Annotated in this window: 15 protein-coding genes; 11 read left to right on the forward strand and 4 right to left on the reverse strand. The window is 66.6% G+C overall.

From position 1 onward, the window contains the following. Nucleotides 1–335: 335 nt before the first annotated feature. Together DZC73_RS28180 and DZC73_RS28185 are read right to left on the reverse strand one after the other, a co-directional pair. On the reverse strand, nt 336–812 hold the full coding sequence (locus DZC73_RS28180; RefSeq protein WP_124543730.1) for an outer membrane lipoprotein: 477 nt from the start codon (nt 810–812) through the stop codon (nt 336–338). Nucleotides 813–885: 73 nt separating this feature from the next. Further along, the gene (locus DZC73_RS28185; RefSeq protein ID WP_124543731.1) at nt 886–1,443 is read right to left on the reverse strand and encodes an HNH endonuclease; all 558 of its coding nucleotides are present in this window, start codon (nt 1,441–1,443) and stop codon (nt 886–888) included. 280 nt (nt 1,444–1,723) lie between these two features. On the opposite strand from DZC73_RS28185, the gene DZC73_RS28190 reads away from it, so the two are divergent. The 9 genes from DZC73_RS28190 (at nt 1,724) to DZC73_RS28230 (ending at nt 11,719) form a co-directional block, all read left to right on the forward strand. Then, on the forward strand, nt 1,724–2,437 hold the full coding sequence (locus DZC73_RS28190; RefSeq protein ID WP_235835321.1) for a TetR/AcrR family transcriptional regulator: 714 nt from the start codon (nt 1,724–1,726) through the stop codon (nt 2,435–2,437). A gap of 52 nt (nt 2,438–2,489) precedes the next feature. Next, nucleotides 2,490–4,280: an acyl-CoA dehydrogenase C-terminal domain-containing protein gene (locus tag DZC73_RS28195; protein WP_124543732.1), complete on the forward strand. Its 1,791-nt coding sequence runs from the start codon at nt 2,490–2,492 to the stop codon at nt 4,278–4,280. A 34-nt stretch (nt 4,281–4,314) separates the two neighbouring features. After that, nucleotides 4,315–4,746, forward strand: a complete 432-nt coding sequence (locus DZC73_RS28200) for a DUF2147 domain-containing protein (protein WP_198415026.1) — start codon at nt 4,315–4,317, stop codon at nt 4,744–4,746. Nucleotides 4,747–4,782: 36 nt separating this feature from the next. Further along, on the forward strand, nt 4,783–7,167 hold the full coding sequence (locus DZC73_RS28205; protein WP_124543733.1) for a 3-hydroxyacyl-CoA dehydrogenase/enoyl-CoA hydratase family protein: 2,385 nt from the start codon (nt 4,783–4,785) through the stop codon (nt 7,165–7,167). Nucleotides 7,168–7,193: 26 nt separating this feature from the next. Then, entirely contained in the window at nt 7,194–8,390 is a 1,197-nt protein-coding gene (locus tag DZC73_RS28210; protein WP_124543734.1) for an acetyl-CoA C-acyltransferase, read from the forward strand. Nucleotides 8,391–8,519: 129 nt separating this feature from the next. After that, complete coding sequence (locus DZC73_RS28215; RefSeq protein WP_124543735.1) at nt 8,520–9,395, forward strand: alpha/beta hydrolase family protein; 876 nt, start codon at nt 8,520–8,522, stop codon at nt 9,393–9,395. Next, nucleotides 9,392–10,156, forward strand: a complete 765-nt coding sequence (locus tag DZC73_RS28220; protein WP_124543736.1) for an enoyl-CoA hydratase — start codon at nt 9,392–9,394, stop codon at nt 10,154–10,156. The genes DZC73_RS28215 and DZC73_RS28220 overlap by 4 nt, the downstream gene beginning before the upstream one ends. Before the next feature lie 13 nt (nt 10,157–10,169). Further along, the gene (locus tag DZC73_RS28225) at nt 10,170–10,886 is read left to right on the forward strand and encodes an SGNH/GDSL hydrolase family protein (protein ID WP_124543737.1); all 717 of its coding nucleotides are present in this window, start codon (nt 10,170–10,172) and stop codon (nt 10,884–10,886) included. Next, entirely contained in the window at nt 10,883–11,719 is an 837-nt protein-coding gene (locus DZC73_RS28230) for an SDR family oxidoreductase (protein WP_124543738.1), read from the forward strand. The genes DZC73_RS28225 and DZC73_RS28230 overlap by 4 nt, the downstream gene beginning before the upstream one ends. A 4-nt stretch (nt 11,720–11,723) precedes the next feature. Here the strand turns inward: DZC73_RS28230 and DZC73_RS28235 are convergent, their stop codons facing one another. Together DZC73_RS28235 and DZC73_RS28240 are read right to left on the reverse strand one after the other, a co-directional pair. Continuing rightward, a complete protein-coding gene (locus DZC73_RS28235; RefSeq protein ID WP_124543739.1) occupies nt 11,724–12,368 on the reverse strand; it encodes a phosphoribosyltransferase in 645 nt (214 codons plus the stop codon). 47 nt (nt 12,369–12,415) lie between these two features. Beyond that, the gene (locus tag DZC73_RS28240; protein ID WP_198415028.1) at nt 12,416–12,853 is read right to left on the reverse strand and encodes an acyl-CoA thioesterase; all 438 of its coding nucleotides are present in this window, start codon (nt 12,851–12,853) and stop codon (nt 12,416–12,418) included. A gap of 41 nt (nt 12,854–12,894) precedes the next feature. Between DZC73_RS28240 and DZC73_RS28245 the strand changes: the two genes are divergently transcribed. Beyond that, on the forward strand, nt 12,895–14,724 hold the full coding sequence (locus DZC73_RS28245; RefSeq protein ID WP_124543740.1) for an ABCB family ABC transporter ATP-binding protein/permease: 1,830 nt from the start codon (nt 12,895–12,897) through the stop codon (nt 14,722–14,724). Between the two features lie 30 nt (nt 14,725–14,754). Beyond that, complete coding sequence (locus DZC73_RS28250; protein WP_124543741.1) at nt 14,755–15,672, forward strand: LysR substrate-binding domain-containing protein; 918 nt, start codon at nt 14,755–14,757, stop codon at nt 15,670–15,672. Nucleotides 15,673–15,823: the final 151 nt, after the last annotated feature.

The following is a 15,823-nucleotide window of genomic DNA, read 5'->3' on the forward strand; positions in this document are numbered from 1 at the left end:
CCAGGGGCTGCGGCTGTGGCGGTCGGCCTGCGGCCGACTGCGCTGTGCTGCTCGCACCGAGGGGTGCACGGGGAAACTCCCTCCGCGCCCCTGCGGTGCGCTATGGTCAAACAGTCCCCGTGAGTCAGAAGACGAAGCGTGCTGCGCACGCCACCCCTCGGTGCTGCGCTGCTCGCCGCCACAGACGCAGCCCCTGGCCCATGCCGCCTGCCGCTCAAGTGGCGTGGGGCTGGCTCGACGAGAAAACCCACGCCTTTGCCCCACCCCAACGGCGTCATCCCAAAAACAAAAGCGCGCCCCAAGGAGCGCGCTTTTGAAAGGAACGACAGAGAGACTCAGCTCTTCGGTGCAGCTTGAACCGCCGGCGCCCGAGTCACCCGTGTCTTGCCACCCGTGGTGACGAGGATGACCGGATCGCCAGCCACCAGGTTCTCGTTGCCCTTGGCTTGAACAATGGCGCGCCGTTCGCCATTGCGAAGCTGCAGCAGGATTTCGACGGCCTCTTCGCGGGTGCTCATGCGCTCGACCGCATTGCCCACGACAGCGCCGGCAACCGCGCCCAGCACGCCCACGACGGCACCTTCGCGGTGGCCGCCCACCGTGGAGCCGGCGACACCGCCGACCACGCCGCCGGCGGCCGCGCCGACGCCGCTCTGGTTGCCTTCCACCACGACGGGGCGCACCGACAGCACCGTCCCGTCCTGCACCTGCGACAGGCGCTGCGCGTCGCCTTTCTGGATCACGTCAGGGCTGGTGGTGGTGCAGGCGGACAGGGCCGCGACGAGTGAGAGGACGAGTAAAGAGTGTTTCATGTTGGCTCCAGGATCAGCGTTCTGCGGAGTCGCACAACGCCTCGTAAGTTCCGAACTTTACCCAGTGGCAACCTCAGCCGTGCAACCGGCTGTGCCGGGGCACGCTGGCCAGGAGGAATTCCATCTGGTCGGCCAGGATGCGCCGGCCGCGAAGAATCATGTCCTCGTGCAGGCTCGGCACGTAGGGCAGGTACATGAGCGACATGTGCGCCTCTTCGGGCAGGCGGTTTCCCTTGCGGCCGTTGCAGCCCCGGCAGGCGGTGATGCAATTCATCCAGGTGTCGTGGCCGCCGCGCGAGGTGGGCGTGATGTGCTCGCGGGTCAGGTCGTCGGCGTGGAAGTTGCCGCCGCAGTACGCACAGACGTGGCGGTCGCGCACGAAAAGCTTGGGGTTGGACAGCGCCGGCGTCTGGCGCCAGGCCCGGCTGGGCACCGCGCCGCGCACGGCGATGATCGGGTGGACCTCGATGCGCGACTGCAGCCCGGTGGTGCGCTGCATGCCGCCTCGCATGACGTGAAAGGGCGCCCCCAGCGTCCAGGCGACGCCATCGCTGGCATAGATGCAGGCAGCTTCCTTTGCGGAAATCCAGGATTGAGGCCGGCCGGAAACGTCGAGTTGAAGCACTTCCACGCGAAAACACTCCTTCCTGGGAGATTAGCCAATCCAGGGGAATGACTCAATAGGCGCGAAGCTTGCAGAGGCGCGCCCGCCACGACGTCATCTCGGCGTCGTTTCAACGTGCTTGGATGTGTGTCCGACCCACGGGAAAACCCGTGACGGATATCGCGATGTTGCGGGGTCTAGGCGCAACAGCCTAGAAAAAGGCTCGCACGGCCACCCCGTCTCCCTCGGAAATCTGCAAAATAGAACGACCGTTCGATTCCGTGGCCCGAGACAACCACCCAACGCCGTGTCAGACAGCAACGTATCACCGATCCGCGAATCCGCCGCCCCGCAGCGCACGCTGCTCAAGGGCCAGCAGACGCGCGCCGCGATCCTCGATGCCGCCCTGGCGCTGGCCGCCAACATGGGGCTGGAGGGATTGTCCATCGGCGCGCTCGCCGAAGTCACGCAGATGAGCAAGTCGGGCGTCTTCGCCCACTTCGGCTCCCGCGAGGAACTCCAGATCTCCGTCATCCGCGAGTATCACAGCAAGTTCGAGGAAGAAGTGTTCTTTCCGGCCATGCGTGAAGCCCGCGGCCTGCCTCGCCTGCGTGCGCTGTTCCAGCGCTGGGTGCACCGCGTGTCCATGGAGCTGGACTCGGGCTGCATCTACATCAGCGGCGCGGTGGAGTTCGACGACCGTCCCGGCCCCGTGCGCGACGCGCTGGCGGTGATGGTCCTGGCCTGGCAGTCGGCGCTCGAGAAGTCGGTTCGCATCGCCGTCGACGAAGGCCACCTGCAACAAGACATCGATCCGCTGCAGCTCGTGTTCGAGCTGCACGGCCTCATCCTCGCGCTTCACCACGATGCGCGATTCCTGCGCAACCCGGGCGCCCTTGAGCGCGTGCGCACCGCATTCGAACGGCTGGTGGGGCACTACGCCACGCCGGTCGGCCAACAGATCCTCCATGGCGCGAAGAGCGCTCCCCCTCGGGCAACCCGTGCCAAGGCACGCGGCTGACCGGCAGTCCACAACGATTCACGCACCTCGATTCCACTGAAGGAGTTTCACGATGGCCCAGTACACCCCTCCGCTGCGCGACATGCAATTCGTGCTGCACGAGCTTCTCAACGTCGTGGACGAACTCAAGCAGCTGCCCGCGCATGCCGATGTCGATGCCGACACCATCAACGCGGTGCTGGAGGAAGGTGGCAAGTTCGCCTCGCAGGTCATCGCCCCGCTGAACCAGATCGGCGACCAGGAAGGCTGCAAGCTCGACAAGGCCACGCACGAGGTGACCACCGCCAAGGGCTTCAAGGAAGCCTACCTGCAGTACGTCGAAGGCGGCTGGCCCGCGCTGAGCTGCGACCCGGCCTTCGGCGGCCAGGGCCTGCCGCACGTGGTGAACCAGTGCATGTACGAGATGATGAACTCGGCCAACCAGGCCTGGACCATGTACCCGGGCCTCTCGCACGGCGCCTACGAGGCATTGCATGCGCATGGCACCGACGAGCAGAAGAAGCTGTACCTGCCCAAGCTCACCAGCGGCCAGTGGACCGGCACGATGTGCCTGACCGAGCCGCATTGCGGCACCGACCTCGGCCTGCTGCGCACGAAGGCTGAACCGCAAGCGGACGGCACCTACAAGATCACCGGCAACAAGATCTTCATCTCCGCCGGCGAGCACGACATGAGCGAGAACATCGTTCACCTGGTGCTGGCCCGCCTGCCGGATGCACCGCAAGGCTCCAAGGGCATTTCGCTCTTCGTGGTGCCCAAGTACAACGTGACGCCCGAAGGCAAGATCGGCTCGCGCAACGGCATCTACTGCGGCGGCCTGGAGCACAAGATGGGCATCCACGGCAACGCCACCGCGCAGATGGTGCTCGACGGCGCCGTCGGCACCCTGGTGGGCGAGCCCAACAAGGGCCTGGCCGCGATGTTCGTGATGATGAACGCCGCCCGGCTGGGCGTGGGCATGCAGGGCCTGGGCCTGACCGAAGTGGCCTACCAGAACGCCGTGGCCTATGCGAAGGACCGCATCCAGATGCGTTCGTTGTCGGGCGTGAAGGCGGCCGACAAGCCGGCCGACCCCATCATCGTGCACCCCGATGTGCGCAAGATGCTGCTGACCGCCCGCGCCTACGCCGAAGGCGGCCGTGCGCTGTCAATCTGGACCACGCTGCTGCTGGACAAGGAACTGTCCTCGGAGGACGAGGACGAGCGCAAGGATGCTGCCGACCTCGTGGCCCTGCTGACCCCGATCGTCAAGGCCTTCCTCACCGACAACGCCTGGATCTCCACCTCGCATTGCATGCAGGTGTTCGGCGGCCACGGCTACATTGCCGAGTGGGGCATGGAGCAGTTCGTGCGCGACGCCCGCATCAACATGATCTACGAAGGCACCAACACCATCCAGTCGCTGGACCTGCTGGGCCGCAAGGTGCTCGCCGACAACGGCGCCAAGCTGAAGAAGTTCGGCAAGATCGTTCGCGACTTCGTGGAAGAAGAAGGCACGAACGAAGCCATGCAGGAATTCGTGAACCCGCTGGCCGAGCTGGGCGAGAAGGTCACCAAGCTGACCACCGAGATCGGCATGAAGGCCTTCCAGAACCCCGACGAAGTGGGCGCTGCGGCTGTTGACTACCTGCGCGTCTGCGGCCACCTGGTGTTCGGCTACTTCTGGGCCCGCATGGCCAAGATCGCGCTGGCCAAGGTGGACGGCGGCGACCCGTTCTACAAGGCCAAGCTGCACACGGCGCGCTTCTACTTCGCCAAGCTGCTGCCCGAGACCGCGACGCTCATCCGCACGGCCCGCGCTGGCGCCAAGCCCATGATGGACGTTGAGGAATCCCTGTTCTGATGCAATGCGCCGATCCGACAACAGGAGGCACAGCATGCTGAAGATCGCGCTCGCAACAGTTGCATTCGTGGCCCACTCGCTGGCGTTCGCCCAGGCGACGCCGGTGGGCCTGTGGAAGACCATCGACGACGACGGCAAGACCGAGAAGTCGCTGGTGCGCATCAGCGAGACCGCTGGCGTGCTCACGGGCAAGATCGAGAAGATCCTCGACCCCAGCGCCAAGCCCAACGCCGTGTGTGACGAGTGCAAGGACGAGCGCGCCGGCAAGCCGCTCGTGGGCCTGACCATCCTGCGCAACCTCAAGAAGGGCGATGAGGAGTGGTACGAAGGCGGCGACGTGACCGACCCGAAGAACGGCAAGGTCTATCGCGCCAAGGTCCGCACGCTCGAAGGCGGCAAGCAGTTGCAGATGCGCGGCTACATCGGCCCCTTCTACAGAACGCAAACGTGGATTCGGGTCGAGTGACCCGAAAGCCTTCATAAATTCAACCAAGGAAAGACCATGACCCGATTCCCCGTGCGCAAGGTGGCCGTTCTCGGCGCCGGCGTGATGGGCGCGCAGATCGCCGCCCACCTCGTCAACGTCAAGGTGCCCGTGGTGCTGTTCGACCTGCCCGCCAAGGAAGGTCCGAAGAACGCCATCGTCACGAAGGCGGTCGATGGCCTGAAGAAGCTCAAGCCGTCTCCCCTGGGTGTGCCCGAAGACGCGGCGTTGATCCAGCAGGCGAACTACGAAGAACACCTGGACCTGCTCAAGGATTGCGACCTCGTGATCGAGGCCATTGCCGAGCGCATGGACTGGAAGCTGGACCTGTACAAGAAGATCGCTCCGAGCCTCGCGCCGCACGCGATCGTCGCATCCAACACCTCGGGCCTGTCGATCACCAAGCTGTCGGAAGTGCTGCCTGAAGAGATCAAGCCGCGTTTTTGCGGCATCCACTTCTTCAACCCGCCGCGCTACATGTACCTGGTCGAGCTGATCGCCACGCCGACCACCCAGCCTGAAGTCATCGACCAGCTCGAAGCCTTCGTGACCAGCGCCGTGGGCAAGGGCGTGGTGCGCGCCAAGGACACGCCGAACTTCGTTGCCAACCGCGTGGGCATCGCCGGCATGCTGGCCACGATGAAGGAAGCCGAGACCTTCGGCCTCAGCTACGACGTGGTGGACGACCTGACCGGCAAGAAGCTGGGCCGCGCCAGCTCGGGCACCTTCCGCACCGCCGACGTGGTGGGCCTGGACACGATGGCGCACGTCATCAAGACGCTGCAGGACAACCTGGCCGATGACCCGTTCTTCCCGTCGTACGCGACGCCGGCCGTGGTCACCAAGCTGATCGGCGCGGGAGCGCTGGGCCAGAAGAGCGGCGCGGGCTTCTACAAGAAGGTCGGCAAGGACATCCAGCGTTTCGACGCCGCCACCGGCGACTACGTGCCCGCCGGCAAGAAGGCCGACGAGATCGTCGCCCGCATGCTCAAGAAGGCCCCGGCCGAGCGCCTGAAGCTGCTGCGTGAATCGACCAACCCGCAGGCGCAGTTCCTGTGGGCCATCCTGCGCGACGGCTTCCACTACGCCGCCGTGCACCTGGCCGACATCGCCGAATCCGCCCGCGAGGTGGACTTCGCCATGCGCTGGGGCTTCGGCACCAGCCAAGGCCCCTTCGAGCTGTGGCAGCAAGCCGGCTGGAAGCAGGTGGCCGAGTGGGTCAAGGCCGACATCGATGCCGGAAAGGCGCTCTCCGAGGCTCCGCTGCCCGCCTGGGTGTTCGACGGCCGCGACGGTGTCCACACTGCCGAAGGCTCGTGGAGCGCATCGCAAGGCAAGTACATCCCGCGCAGCAAGCTGCCGGTGTACGCGCGCCAGTTCTTCCCCGAGTCCCTCGTGGGCGACGGCTCGGTCGAGCCGCTGAAGTCGGGCACCGAGCTCTTCAAGAACGACGAAGTGCGCGTGTGGACGCTGGACAATGAAGTCGTCATCGCCAGCATCACCGCCAAGCTGCACCTGATCAGCCCGCTGGTCACCGAGGGCCTGCTCAAGGCCGTCGAGATCGCCGAGAAGTCCTACAAGGGCGTGGTGATCTGGTCGCCGGACGACGTGTTCTCCGCCGGCGCCAACCTCGAGGCGCTGATGCCCGTCTTCATGAAGTCGGGCGGCAAGGGCATCCTGCCCGAGGTCAAGAAGCTGCAGGACGCCTTCCTGCGCCTGCGCTACGCGACGGTGCCGGTGGTCTCGGCCATGCGCGGCATCGCGCTGGGCGGCGGCTGCGAGATCTCGGTGCACTCGGCCAAGCGCGTCGCGGCGATGGAAACCTACGTGGGCCTGGTCGAAGTCGGCGTGGGCCTGATCCCCGGTGGCGGCGGCCTGACCTACATCGCCCGCCGCGCCGCTGAAATGGCCGCGGCCGGCAATGCCAACGCCGACATCTTCGCCTTCCTGAAGGACGGCTTCACCAACGCTGCCATGGCCAAGGTGGGCACCAGCGCCATCGAGTCGCGCAAGCTGGGCTACATCCTCGATAGCGACACCATCGTCGCCAACAAGGACGAGCTGCTGTACGTCGCGATCACCGAAGCGAAGGCCATGTACGACGCCGGCTACCGCGCACCGCACAAGAAGCTGTTCCCCGTGGCCGGCCGCAACGCCAAGGCGACCGTCATGGGCCAGCTGGCCAACATGCGCGACGGCGGCTTCATCAGCCAGCACGACTTCCACATCAGCACGCTGATCGCCGACGTCGTGACCGGCGGCGACGTGGACGCCGGCTCGCTGGTGAGCGAGGAATACCTGATGGCGCTGGAACGCAAGCACTTCTGCGCGCTGCTGGACAACCCCAAGACCCAGGAACGGATCATGGGCATGCTGCAGACCGGCAAGCCGGTGCGCAACTGATTCGGCACTTTGAAGGAAACAAAGCAATGAGCAAGCAAGTTCAAGACGCCTACATCGTCGCCGCCACCCGCACGCCCATCGGCCGCTCCGGCCGCGGCTACTTCAAGAACACGCGCCCCGACGACCTGCTGGTCGCCGCGGTGAAGAGCGCGATGCTGCAAGTGCCCTCGCTGGACCCCAAGGCCATCGAGGACGCGATCATCGGCTGCTCCTTCCCCGAGGGCGAGCAGGGCATGAACATGGCCCGCATCGCGATGGCGCTGGCCTTCCAGCACCCCGTGGGCGGCGTGACCGTGAACCGCTTCTGCGCCTCGGGCGTGACCGCCATCCAGATGGCCGCCGACCGCATCCGCGTGGGCGAGGCCGACGTGCTGATCGCCGGTGGCGCCGAGTCCATGAGCCTCGTGCCCATGGGCGGCAACAAGCCGTCGTTCAACCCCGAGGTGTTCGCCAAGGACGAGAACGTGGGCATCGCCTACGGCATGGGCCTGACGGCCGAGAAGGTCGCCGAGAAGTGGAAGGTCTCGCGCGAAGCGCAAGATGCCTTCGCCCTCGAGTCGCATCTGCGCGCCCTGAAGGCGCAGGCGGCTGGCGAGTTCACCGACGAGATCACGCCGATCGACGTGGTGGACCGCTTCCCGAACCTGGAGACCGGTGAGCAGATCACCAAGACCCGCACCGTCAACCTCGACGAAGGTCCCCGCAAGGACACTTCGCTCGAAGGCCTGGCCAAGCTCAAGCCGGTGTTCGCCGCCAAGGGCAGCGTCACCGCCGGCAACAGCTCGCAGACCAGCGATGGCGCCGGTGCGCTCATCCTGGCCAGCGAGAAGGCCATCAAGCAGTACGACCTGAAGCCGCTGGCCCGTTTCGTGAGCTTCGCCGCCCGCGGCGTGCCGCCGGAGATCATGGGCATCGGCCCGATCGAGGCGATTCCCGCGGCGCTGAAGTACGCCGGCCTCACGCAGGACCAGATCGACTGGATCGAGCTGAACGAAGCCTTCGCGGCGCAGTCCCTCGCGGTGATCAACAGCATCGGCCTGAACCCGGCCAAGGTGAACCCGATGGGCGGCGCGATCGCCCTGGGCCACCCGCTGGGCGCGACCGGCGCGATCCGCGCGGCCACGGTGGTGCACGCCCTGCGCCGCCACAACCTGAAGTACGGCATGGTGACGATGTGCGTCGGCACCGGCCAGGGCGCGGCGGGCATCTTCGAACGCGTCTGAGTTACGCAGGGTCGCTACCAACGCGGCCTTGCCGGCCGCCACAAGCGGCCTCTATTTGCGTGGAACGTGAAGGGTGAAATGTGAAACGTGGCGCCCTTCGCGTTTTCGGCTTTGGTGGAAGGAGTAGCCATGCGTGCGCGCCAGCTTGACCTTGCCTCCACGGGCGACGCCCTCGTCGCCACCCGCTTCTATGAGCCGCTGGACACGCCGCGCGCCGCGGTCGTGATCGGCGGCGCCATGGGCGTGAAGCAGGACTACTACGCGGCCTTCGCGCAGTGGCTCGCCTCGCAGGGTTACCTCGTCGCGAGCTTCGACTACCGCGGCATGGGCGACTCGCAGCGCACGCCGCTGAACAGGTTGCAGGCCGATCTCTTCGACTGGGCCGACGACTTTGACGCGGTGATCGCCGAGACCGTGCGCCGCGCGCATGGCTTGCCGGTCTACGTCATCGGCCACAGCCTGGGCGCGCAACTGCCGGGCATGCTCAAGCACCGCGACCGCATCGCGGGACTCGTGTCCATTGCAGCAGGCAGCGGCTACTGGCGCGACAACGCGCCGCAACTCAAGCGCATGGTGCTGTACTTCTGGTACGTGCTGGTTCCGCTGGCCACCCGCCTCTTCGGCTACTTCCCGGGGCGCAGATTCCGCAAGGTGGGCAATCTTCCGGCCGGGGTCGTGATGCAATGGCGCAAGTGGTGCCTGAACCCGCGCTACCACGTGGGCGCCGAAGGCGATGCAGTGCGCGAGAAGTTCGAGTCCGCCCGCTTCCCGCTCGTTGCACTGTCCATCACCGACGACGAGCTCATGACCGAACGCGGCACCCGCGTGCTCGTGGACTGCTACGCCAACGCGCCGCGCCGGGTCGAACGCATCGCGCCGGCGGACGTGCAGGCCAGGCGCATCGGGCACTTCGGATTCTTCAGGGACCAATTCAAGACATCGCTCTGGACGCGCACGCTGGCGCTGCTCCAGGGATTCCAACTTTCGCAGGAGACAGCAGCATGAGCATCAAGACCGCCACCCTGAATGGCGTCACCACCATCGAGATCGCGCGGCCGGAAAAGAAGAACGCGATCACCGTCGACATGTACGCCGCCATGGCACAGGCCCTGCGCAGCGCCAACAGCGATGCCGCCGTGCGCGCGGTGCTCATCACCGGCCAGCCCGGCATCTTCACTTCGGGCAACGACCTCGAAGACTTCATGCACCGCCCCAAGCAGGGCATGGACTCGCCGGTGTTCCAGTTCATGAAGGCCCTGACCACCAGCGAGAAGCCGGTGGTGGCGGCCGTGACGGGCGCGGCCATCGGCATCGGCACCACGCTGCTGCTGCATTGCGACCTGGTCTATGTGTCGGATGAAGCGCGCCTGGCCATGCCCTTCACCAGCCTGGGCCTGGTGCCGGAGTTCGCCTCCAGCCTCGTGCTGCCGCAGCTCGTCGGCCACGTGAAGGCGGCCGAAAAGCTGCTGCTGGGCGATCCGTTCACCGCGCAGGACGCCGTCGACCTGGGCCTGGCCAATGCCGTGCTGCCTGCTACCGAGGTGGTGAACCACGCGCGCCGCATGGCCGAGCGTTTCAACGCGCTGCCGCCGGGCGCCGTGCGCGAAAGCAAGAAGCTCATGCGCCGTGCGAGCTCGGCCGCGGTGCTGGAGACCATCGCCGTCGAAGGCGGCGTGTTCCAGGAGCGGCTCACGAGCCCCGAGGCGCGCGAGGCCTTCACGGCCTTCTTCCAGAAGCGCAAGCCTGATTTCTCGCAGTTCTCCTGATGCAGGCCCATTGATGAGCCTGGTCGCGAAGCTGCTGCTGTCGCCCCTGCTCATCGTGCAGGCCGTGATGACGCGGCGCCGCGCGCCGACCTTGCCGGAAGCGGCGGGCGAGCGCCGCGGCGTGTTCGGCCAGGGGCCGGTGCTGCGTGTGCTCATCGTGGGCGATTCCTCCGGTGCCGGCGTCGGGGTCGATACGCAGGACATCGCACTGGCCGGCCACCTCACGCGCACGCTGGCCGAGGCGGCGAGCGCCGAGGTGCATTGGCACCTGGTCGCCAAGTCGGGCATCACCTCGGCGCAGGCGCTCGATCTGGTCCGGCAGGAAAAGCCTGGCCCGGCCGACGTGGCCGTGGTCGTGCTCGGCGTGAACGACGTCATCGACCAGGTGCCGTCGCACCGTGCCGTGCAGCATCGCGAGGCGCTCGCCGACTGGCTGCTGGCCCACACCGGTGTGAAGCACGTGGCCTTCGCACCCTTGCCGCCGGTGCATCAGTTTCCCTTGCTGCCCCAGCCCCTGAGGTGGATCATGGGCAGCGATGCGCGCCGGCATGACCAGGCCATGGCGCGCTGGGCGGCCACGCGGCGCGACGTCGCGCACGTGCCCATCGAGTTGAGACTGGACGCGGGCTGCATGGCGTCCGACGGGTTCCATCCGGGCGAGCCGGTGTACCGCACCTGCGGCGAGGCACTCGCCCGACACATCGCCACGACAAGACTGGAGACGACATGAGCAACACCCTTTCGGGCAAGACCCTCTTCATCACGGGTGCCTCGCGCGGCATCGGACTGGCGATCGCCAAGCGGGCTGCGCAGGACGGCGCCAACATCGTCATCGCGGCCAAGACCACCGATGCCAACCCGAAGCTGCCAGGCACCATCCATTCGGCGGCGGCCGAGATCGTGGCTGCCGGCGGAAAGGCCCTGCCCATCCAGACCGACATCCGCGACGAGGCCAGCGTGCATGCGGCCGTGGCGCAGGCGGTGGCGGAGTTCGGTGGCATCGACATCCTGGTGAACAACGCCAGCGCGATCAGCCTCACGCCCACGACCGACACGCCCATGAAGCGTTTCGACCTGATGTTCGGCGTGAACGTGCGCGGCACCTACCTGTGCACGCAGACCTGCCTGCCGCACCTCGTCAAGGCGGCACAGGCCGGACGCAACCCGCATGTGCTGAACATGTCGCCGCCGCTGTCGATGAAGCAGCACTGGTTCAAGAACCACGTGGCCTACACGATGGCCAAGTACGGCATGAGCGAATGCACGCTCGGGCATTCGGGCGAGTTCAAGCCGCTGGGCATCGCGGTGAACTCGCTGTGGCCGCGCACCGCGATTGCGACGGCGGCCTTGCAGATGATCCCGGGTGTGGATGTCAACAAGTGCCGCACGGCGGAGATCCTGTCGGATGCGGCCTACCTCATCCTCACCAGTGACGCGAAGGCCACGACGGGCAACTTCTTCATCGACGACGAGGTGCTCGCCTCGCATGGCGTGACCGACCTGGACAAGTACAGCGTCGTGCCGGGCACGAAGGACTTCATTCCCGACTTCTTCGTGGATTGAGCACTCAGGCGACTGCTGCGAGGATGCCGAGCACTTCGTCGTCCTCCAGTTGGTGAAAGTCCCGGTAGTGGATGCCGATGGCGTGGAAGGGCTCCGGCATCGCCAGGCACACCACCACGTCCACCAGCGATCGCATCTCGTTGACCGTGTCCTCCGGTGCCACCGGCACCGCGAGGATGAGCGTGGACGGCGCCCGCCGACGCAGCGCCACCAGTGCGGCCTTGGCGGTGGTGCCCGTGGCCAGGCCGTCGTCCACCAGGATGACCTCGCGCCCGGTCACCTCCATCGGCGCCCGGCCATTCATGTACACGGTCCGCCGCCGCTCGATTTCCGCCACTTCCCGCTGCATCGCCGAGGCCAGTTCGGTCGAGCTCATCGGATCGATGCGGGCCACGTCCTCGTTGATCACCACCTCCGGCGGATTCCCGTCCACCACGGCGGCATAGGCCAGCTCCGGCTGCCAGGGCAGGCCGATCTTGCGAACGAACAGCAGGTCCAGCGGCAGGTCCAGCGCGCGGGCGATCTCGGCGCCCACCGGCACGCCGCCACGCGGCAGCGCCAGCACCACCGCATCGCGCCCGCGGTGGCTTTCCAGCCGTGCGGCCAGTTGCCGGCCGGCGTCCTCTCGGGTGGAGATCGGTAGGTCCATCGCTGTCTCCCGCGACGGGCCCATTCTGCGGCCGCGGAGTCGCCCTGTCAGGAGCGCGGGATCGTGCGCGGCTGGCCGTCCTTGTCGATGGCCACGAAGGTGAGGTTGGCTTCGGTCACCTTCACCACGTGCAGGTTGGCCGGGTTGCGCTCGGCGTAGACCTCCACATGCACGGTCACCGAGGTGCGGCCAATGCGCTCGACCTTGGCGTAGAAGCTGAGCAGGTCGCCCACCGACACCGGCTGCTTGAACACGAACTGGTTCACAGCCACCGTGGTGATGCGCCCCTTGGCGATGCGTGCCGGCAGCACGGAGCCGGCCAGGTCGACCTGGGCCATGATCCAGCCGCCGAAGATGTCGCCGTTGCCGTTGGCATCCGCCGGCATGGGCATGACGCGCATGACCAGCTCGCGGTCGTCGGGCAGCTTCAGCGGCGCCAGCGAGTCGGGGACGAGGTTGGGGGCAGGGCTTGTAATCTCGGACATGTGCTTCACTTGGGCTCGGAAACCTGCCCGATTCTTTCACGATGCGCCGCGCCACAGCCGATTCTTCTTCCATCGCCGCCGCCCCGGCGGCTGCCGCGCCCGCGCGCGCCCACACCGATGGGCAGACCCTGCGCAAGCTGGTGCCCTACCTGTGGCGCTACCGGGTGCGGGTCATCCTGGCGCTGGCCTTCATGGTGGGTGCCAAGCTGGCCAACGTGGGCGTGCCGCTGCTGCTCAAGAAGCTGGTGGACAACCTGACGATTCCGCCGGGCGATGTTCGCGCCGTGCTGGTCGTGCCCATCGGGCTGCTGGTGGCCTACGGCGGCTTGCGGCTGTCGACCTCGCTCTTCACCGAGCTGCGCGAACTGGTCTTCGCCAAGGCGACTGAAGGCGCGGCGCGCAGCATCTCGCTGGAGGTCTTCAGGCACCTGCATTCGCTCAGCCTGCGCTTCCACCTCGAACGCCAGACCGGCGGCATGACGCGCGACATCGAGCGTGGCACCCGAGGCGTGCAGTCGCTCATCTCGTACTCGCTGTACAGCATCATCCCCACGCTCATCGAGGTGGGCATCGTGCTCACGCTGCTGGGCGTGAAGTTCGACCCGTGGTTCGCCTGGATCACCCTGGGCGCGCTGGTGATCTACATCACCTTCACCGTGACGGTGACCAACTGGCGCACGCAGTTCCGCAAGCAGATGAACGAGTTCGACTCGACGGCGCATTCCAAGGCCATCGACTCGCTCCTGAACTACGAGACGGTCAAGTACTTCAACAACGAGGCCTACGAGGCCAGGCGCTACGACGAGAGCCTGGAGCGGCTGCGAAAGGCGGCGCTGAAGTCGCAGACCACGCTGAGCATCCTCAATACCGGCCAGCAACTCATCATTGCCGGCGGGCTGGTGCTCATGCTGTGGCGCGCCACGAACGGCGTGGTGGCCGGCCACATGACGCTGGGCGACCTGGTGATGATCAACGCCTTCATGATCCAGCTGTACATCCCGCTCAATTTCCTGGGCGTGATCTACCGCGAGATCAAGCAGTCGCTGACCGACCTGGACAAGATGTTCACGCTGATGGAGCGCGAGCGCGAGGTGGACGACGCGCCCGATGCCAAGCCGCTGGAGGTCAGCGCAGGCCGCGTCACCTTCGACCACGTCAGCTTTGCCTACGACCCGGCGCGGCCCATCCTGCATGACCTCAGCTTCGAGATCCCGCCCGGCAAGACGGTGGCGGTGGTGGGGCCGTCGGGCGCCGGCAAGAGCACGCTGGCGCGGCTGATGTACCGCTTCTACGACGTGACCGGCGGCGCGCTGCGCATCGACGGGCAGGACATCCGGCAGGTGACGCAGGCCAGCCTGCGGCAGTCCATCGGCATCGTCCCGCAGGACACGGTGCTCTTCAACGACACGGTGGCCTACAACATCGCCTACGGCCGGGCCGGGGCCTCGCAGGACGAGGTCGAGGCGGCGGCCAAGGCGGCGCGCATCCACGACTTCATCACCGCCACGCCAAAAGGCTACGAGACCATGGTGGGCGAGCGCGGGCTCAAGCTGTCAGGCGGCGAGAAGCAGCGAGTGGCCATCGCCCGCACGCTCTTGAAGAACCCGCCCATCATGATCTTCGACGAGGCCACCTCGGCGCTGGACTCGGCCAACGAGCGTGCCATCCAGGCCGAGCTGCAGGGCGTGGCGCGCAACAAGACGGCGCTGGTCATCGCCCACCGGCTGTCCACCGTGGTCGACGCGCACCAGATTCTCGTGATGGAGTTGGGGCGGATCATCGAGCGCGGCACGCATGCCGAACTGCTGGCGCTCAACGGGCGCTATGCTGACATGTGGCGCTTGCAGCAGGCGGGGGATGACGCCGGGTGAGTTGCAAGCCCGTGGACGACAAGACAACACATGGAAACCAAGTGGCTTGAAGACTTCGTGAGCCTGGCCGAGACGAGGAGCTTCTCCCGTTCGGCCCAGTTGCGGCACGTGACCCAGCCGGCGTTCTCGCGCCGCATCCAGGCGCTGGAAGCCTGGGCTGGGCTGGACCTGGTGGACCGGTCCTCCTACCCGACGCGGCTCACGCCCGCGGGCGAGACCTTCCACTCGCAGGCCCTGGAAATCCTGGGCAGCCTGCAGGCCACCCGCAACATGATGCGCGGCCACCAGGTGGCCGGGCAGGACATGATCGAGTTCGCGGTGCCGCACTCGCTGGCCTTCACCTTCTTCCCGCACTGGGTGATGGACCTGCGCAAGCGCTTCGGCGCCGTCAAGAGCCGGCTCACCGCGCTGAACGTGCACGACGCCGTCATGCAGCTCACCGAAGGCAGCTGCGACCTGCTCATCGCCTACCACCACCCCTCGCAGCCGCTGCAGCTCAGCCCCGACCGCTACGAGATGCTCAGCCTCGGCCACGAGACCATCGCGCCCTACGCCAAGGCCGACGACGATGGCCAGCCGATGTTCCACATCCCGGCCGGCACCGGTGCCAAGGTGCCCTTCCTCAGCTACGGCTCGGGTGCCTACCTGGGCCGGCTGGTGGACCTGATCGTCAAGCTTTCGCCGGTACCGCTCAACCTCGAGCCCATTTACGAGACCGACATGGCCGAAGGCCTGAAGGCGATGGCGCAGGAAGGCCACGGCCTGGCCTTCCTGCCGGGCAGCTCGGTGAAGAAGGAGCTCAAGAGCAAGCGGCTGGTGCGGGCCTCCGCGCCTGGGGCCTGCGAGCTGTCCATGGAAGTGCGCATTTACCGCGAACGGCCGGAAGTCGCCCGCCACATCAAGCCCGGCGCTCAGGCGCTGTGGGACTTTCTGCGCGACTCGGCCTGATTTCCACTTCGCCGGCAGGGCTCGGTTTTCCGAGAAAAATCCGGTCGCGGCATCGGATTTCCGAATGCATCCTGCGTTCGGGATCAGGGTTTGCACGAGGTGCCTTGGGTTAACCCTATAGGCGCATGCAACAAACGCATACACCCTCCGA

The organism is Rhizobacter terrae, from assembly GCF_003852895.1.
In the GTDB taxonomy this organism is placed as follows: Bacteria; Pseudomonadota; Gammaproteobacteria; order Burkholderiales; family Burkholderiaceae_C; genus Albitalea; species Albitalea terrae.

Excerpts from the sequence above, each read along its gene's own strand:
- DZC73_RS28180 (WP_124543730.1), bottom strand. The coding sequence starts at position 812 with ATGAAACACTCTTTACTCGTCCTCTCACTCGTCGCGGCCCTGTCCGCC.
- DZC73_RS28195 (WP_124543732.1), top strand. The coding sequence starts at position 2,490 with ATGGCCCAGTACACCCCTCCGCTGCGCGACATGCAATTCGTGCTGCAC.
- DZC73_RS28200 (WP_198415026.1), top strand. The coding sequence starts at position 4,315 with ATGCTGAAGATCGCGCTCGCAACAGTTGCATTCGTGGCCCACTCGCTG.
- DZC73_RS28205 (WP_124543733.1), top strand. The coding sequence starts at position 4,783 with ATGACCCGATTCCCCGTGCGCAAGGTGGCCGTTCTCGGCGCCGGCGTG.
- DZC73_RS28210 (WP_124543734.1), top strand. The coding sequence starts at position 7,194 with ATGAGCAAGCAAGTTCAAGACGCCTACATCGTCGCCGCCACCCGCACG.
- DZC73_RS28215 (WP_124543735.1), top strand. The coding sequence starts at position 8,520 with ATGCGTGCGCGCCAGCTTGACCTTGCCTCCACGGGCGACGCCCTCGTC.
- DZC73_RS28220 (WP_124543736.1), top strand. The coding sequence starts at position 9,392 with ATGAGCATCAAGACCGCCACCCTGAATGGCGTCACCACCATCGAGATC.
- DZC73_RS28225 (WP_124543737.1), top strand. The coding sequence starts at position 10,170 with ATGAGCCTGGTCGCGAAGCTGCTGCTGTCGCCCCTGCTCATCGTGCAG.
- DZC73_RS28230 (WP_124543738.1), top strand. The coding sequence starts at position 10,883 with ATGAGCAACACCCTTTCGGGCAAGACCCTCTTCATCACGGGTGCCTCG.
- DZC73_RS28235 (WP_124543739.1), bottom strand. The coding sequence starts at position 12,368 with ATGGACCTACCGATCTCCACCCGAGAGGACGCCGGCCGGCAACTGGCC.
- DZC73_RS28240 (WP_198415028.1), bottom strand. The coding sequence starts at position 12,853 with ATGTCCGAGATTACAAGCCCTGCCCCCAACCTCGTCCCCGACTCGCTG.
- DZC73_RS28245 (WP_124543740.1), top strand. The coding sequence starts at position 12,895 with ATGCGCCGCGCCACAGCCGATTCTTCTTCCATCGCCGCCGCCCCGGCG.
- DZC73_RS28250 (WP_124543741.1), top strand. The coding sequence starts at position 14,755 with ATGGAAACCAAGTGGCTTGAAGACTTCGTGAGCCTGGCCGAGACGAGG.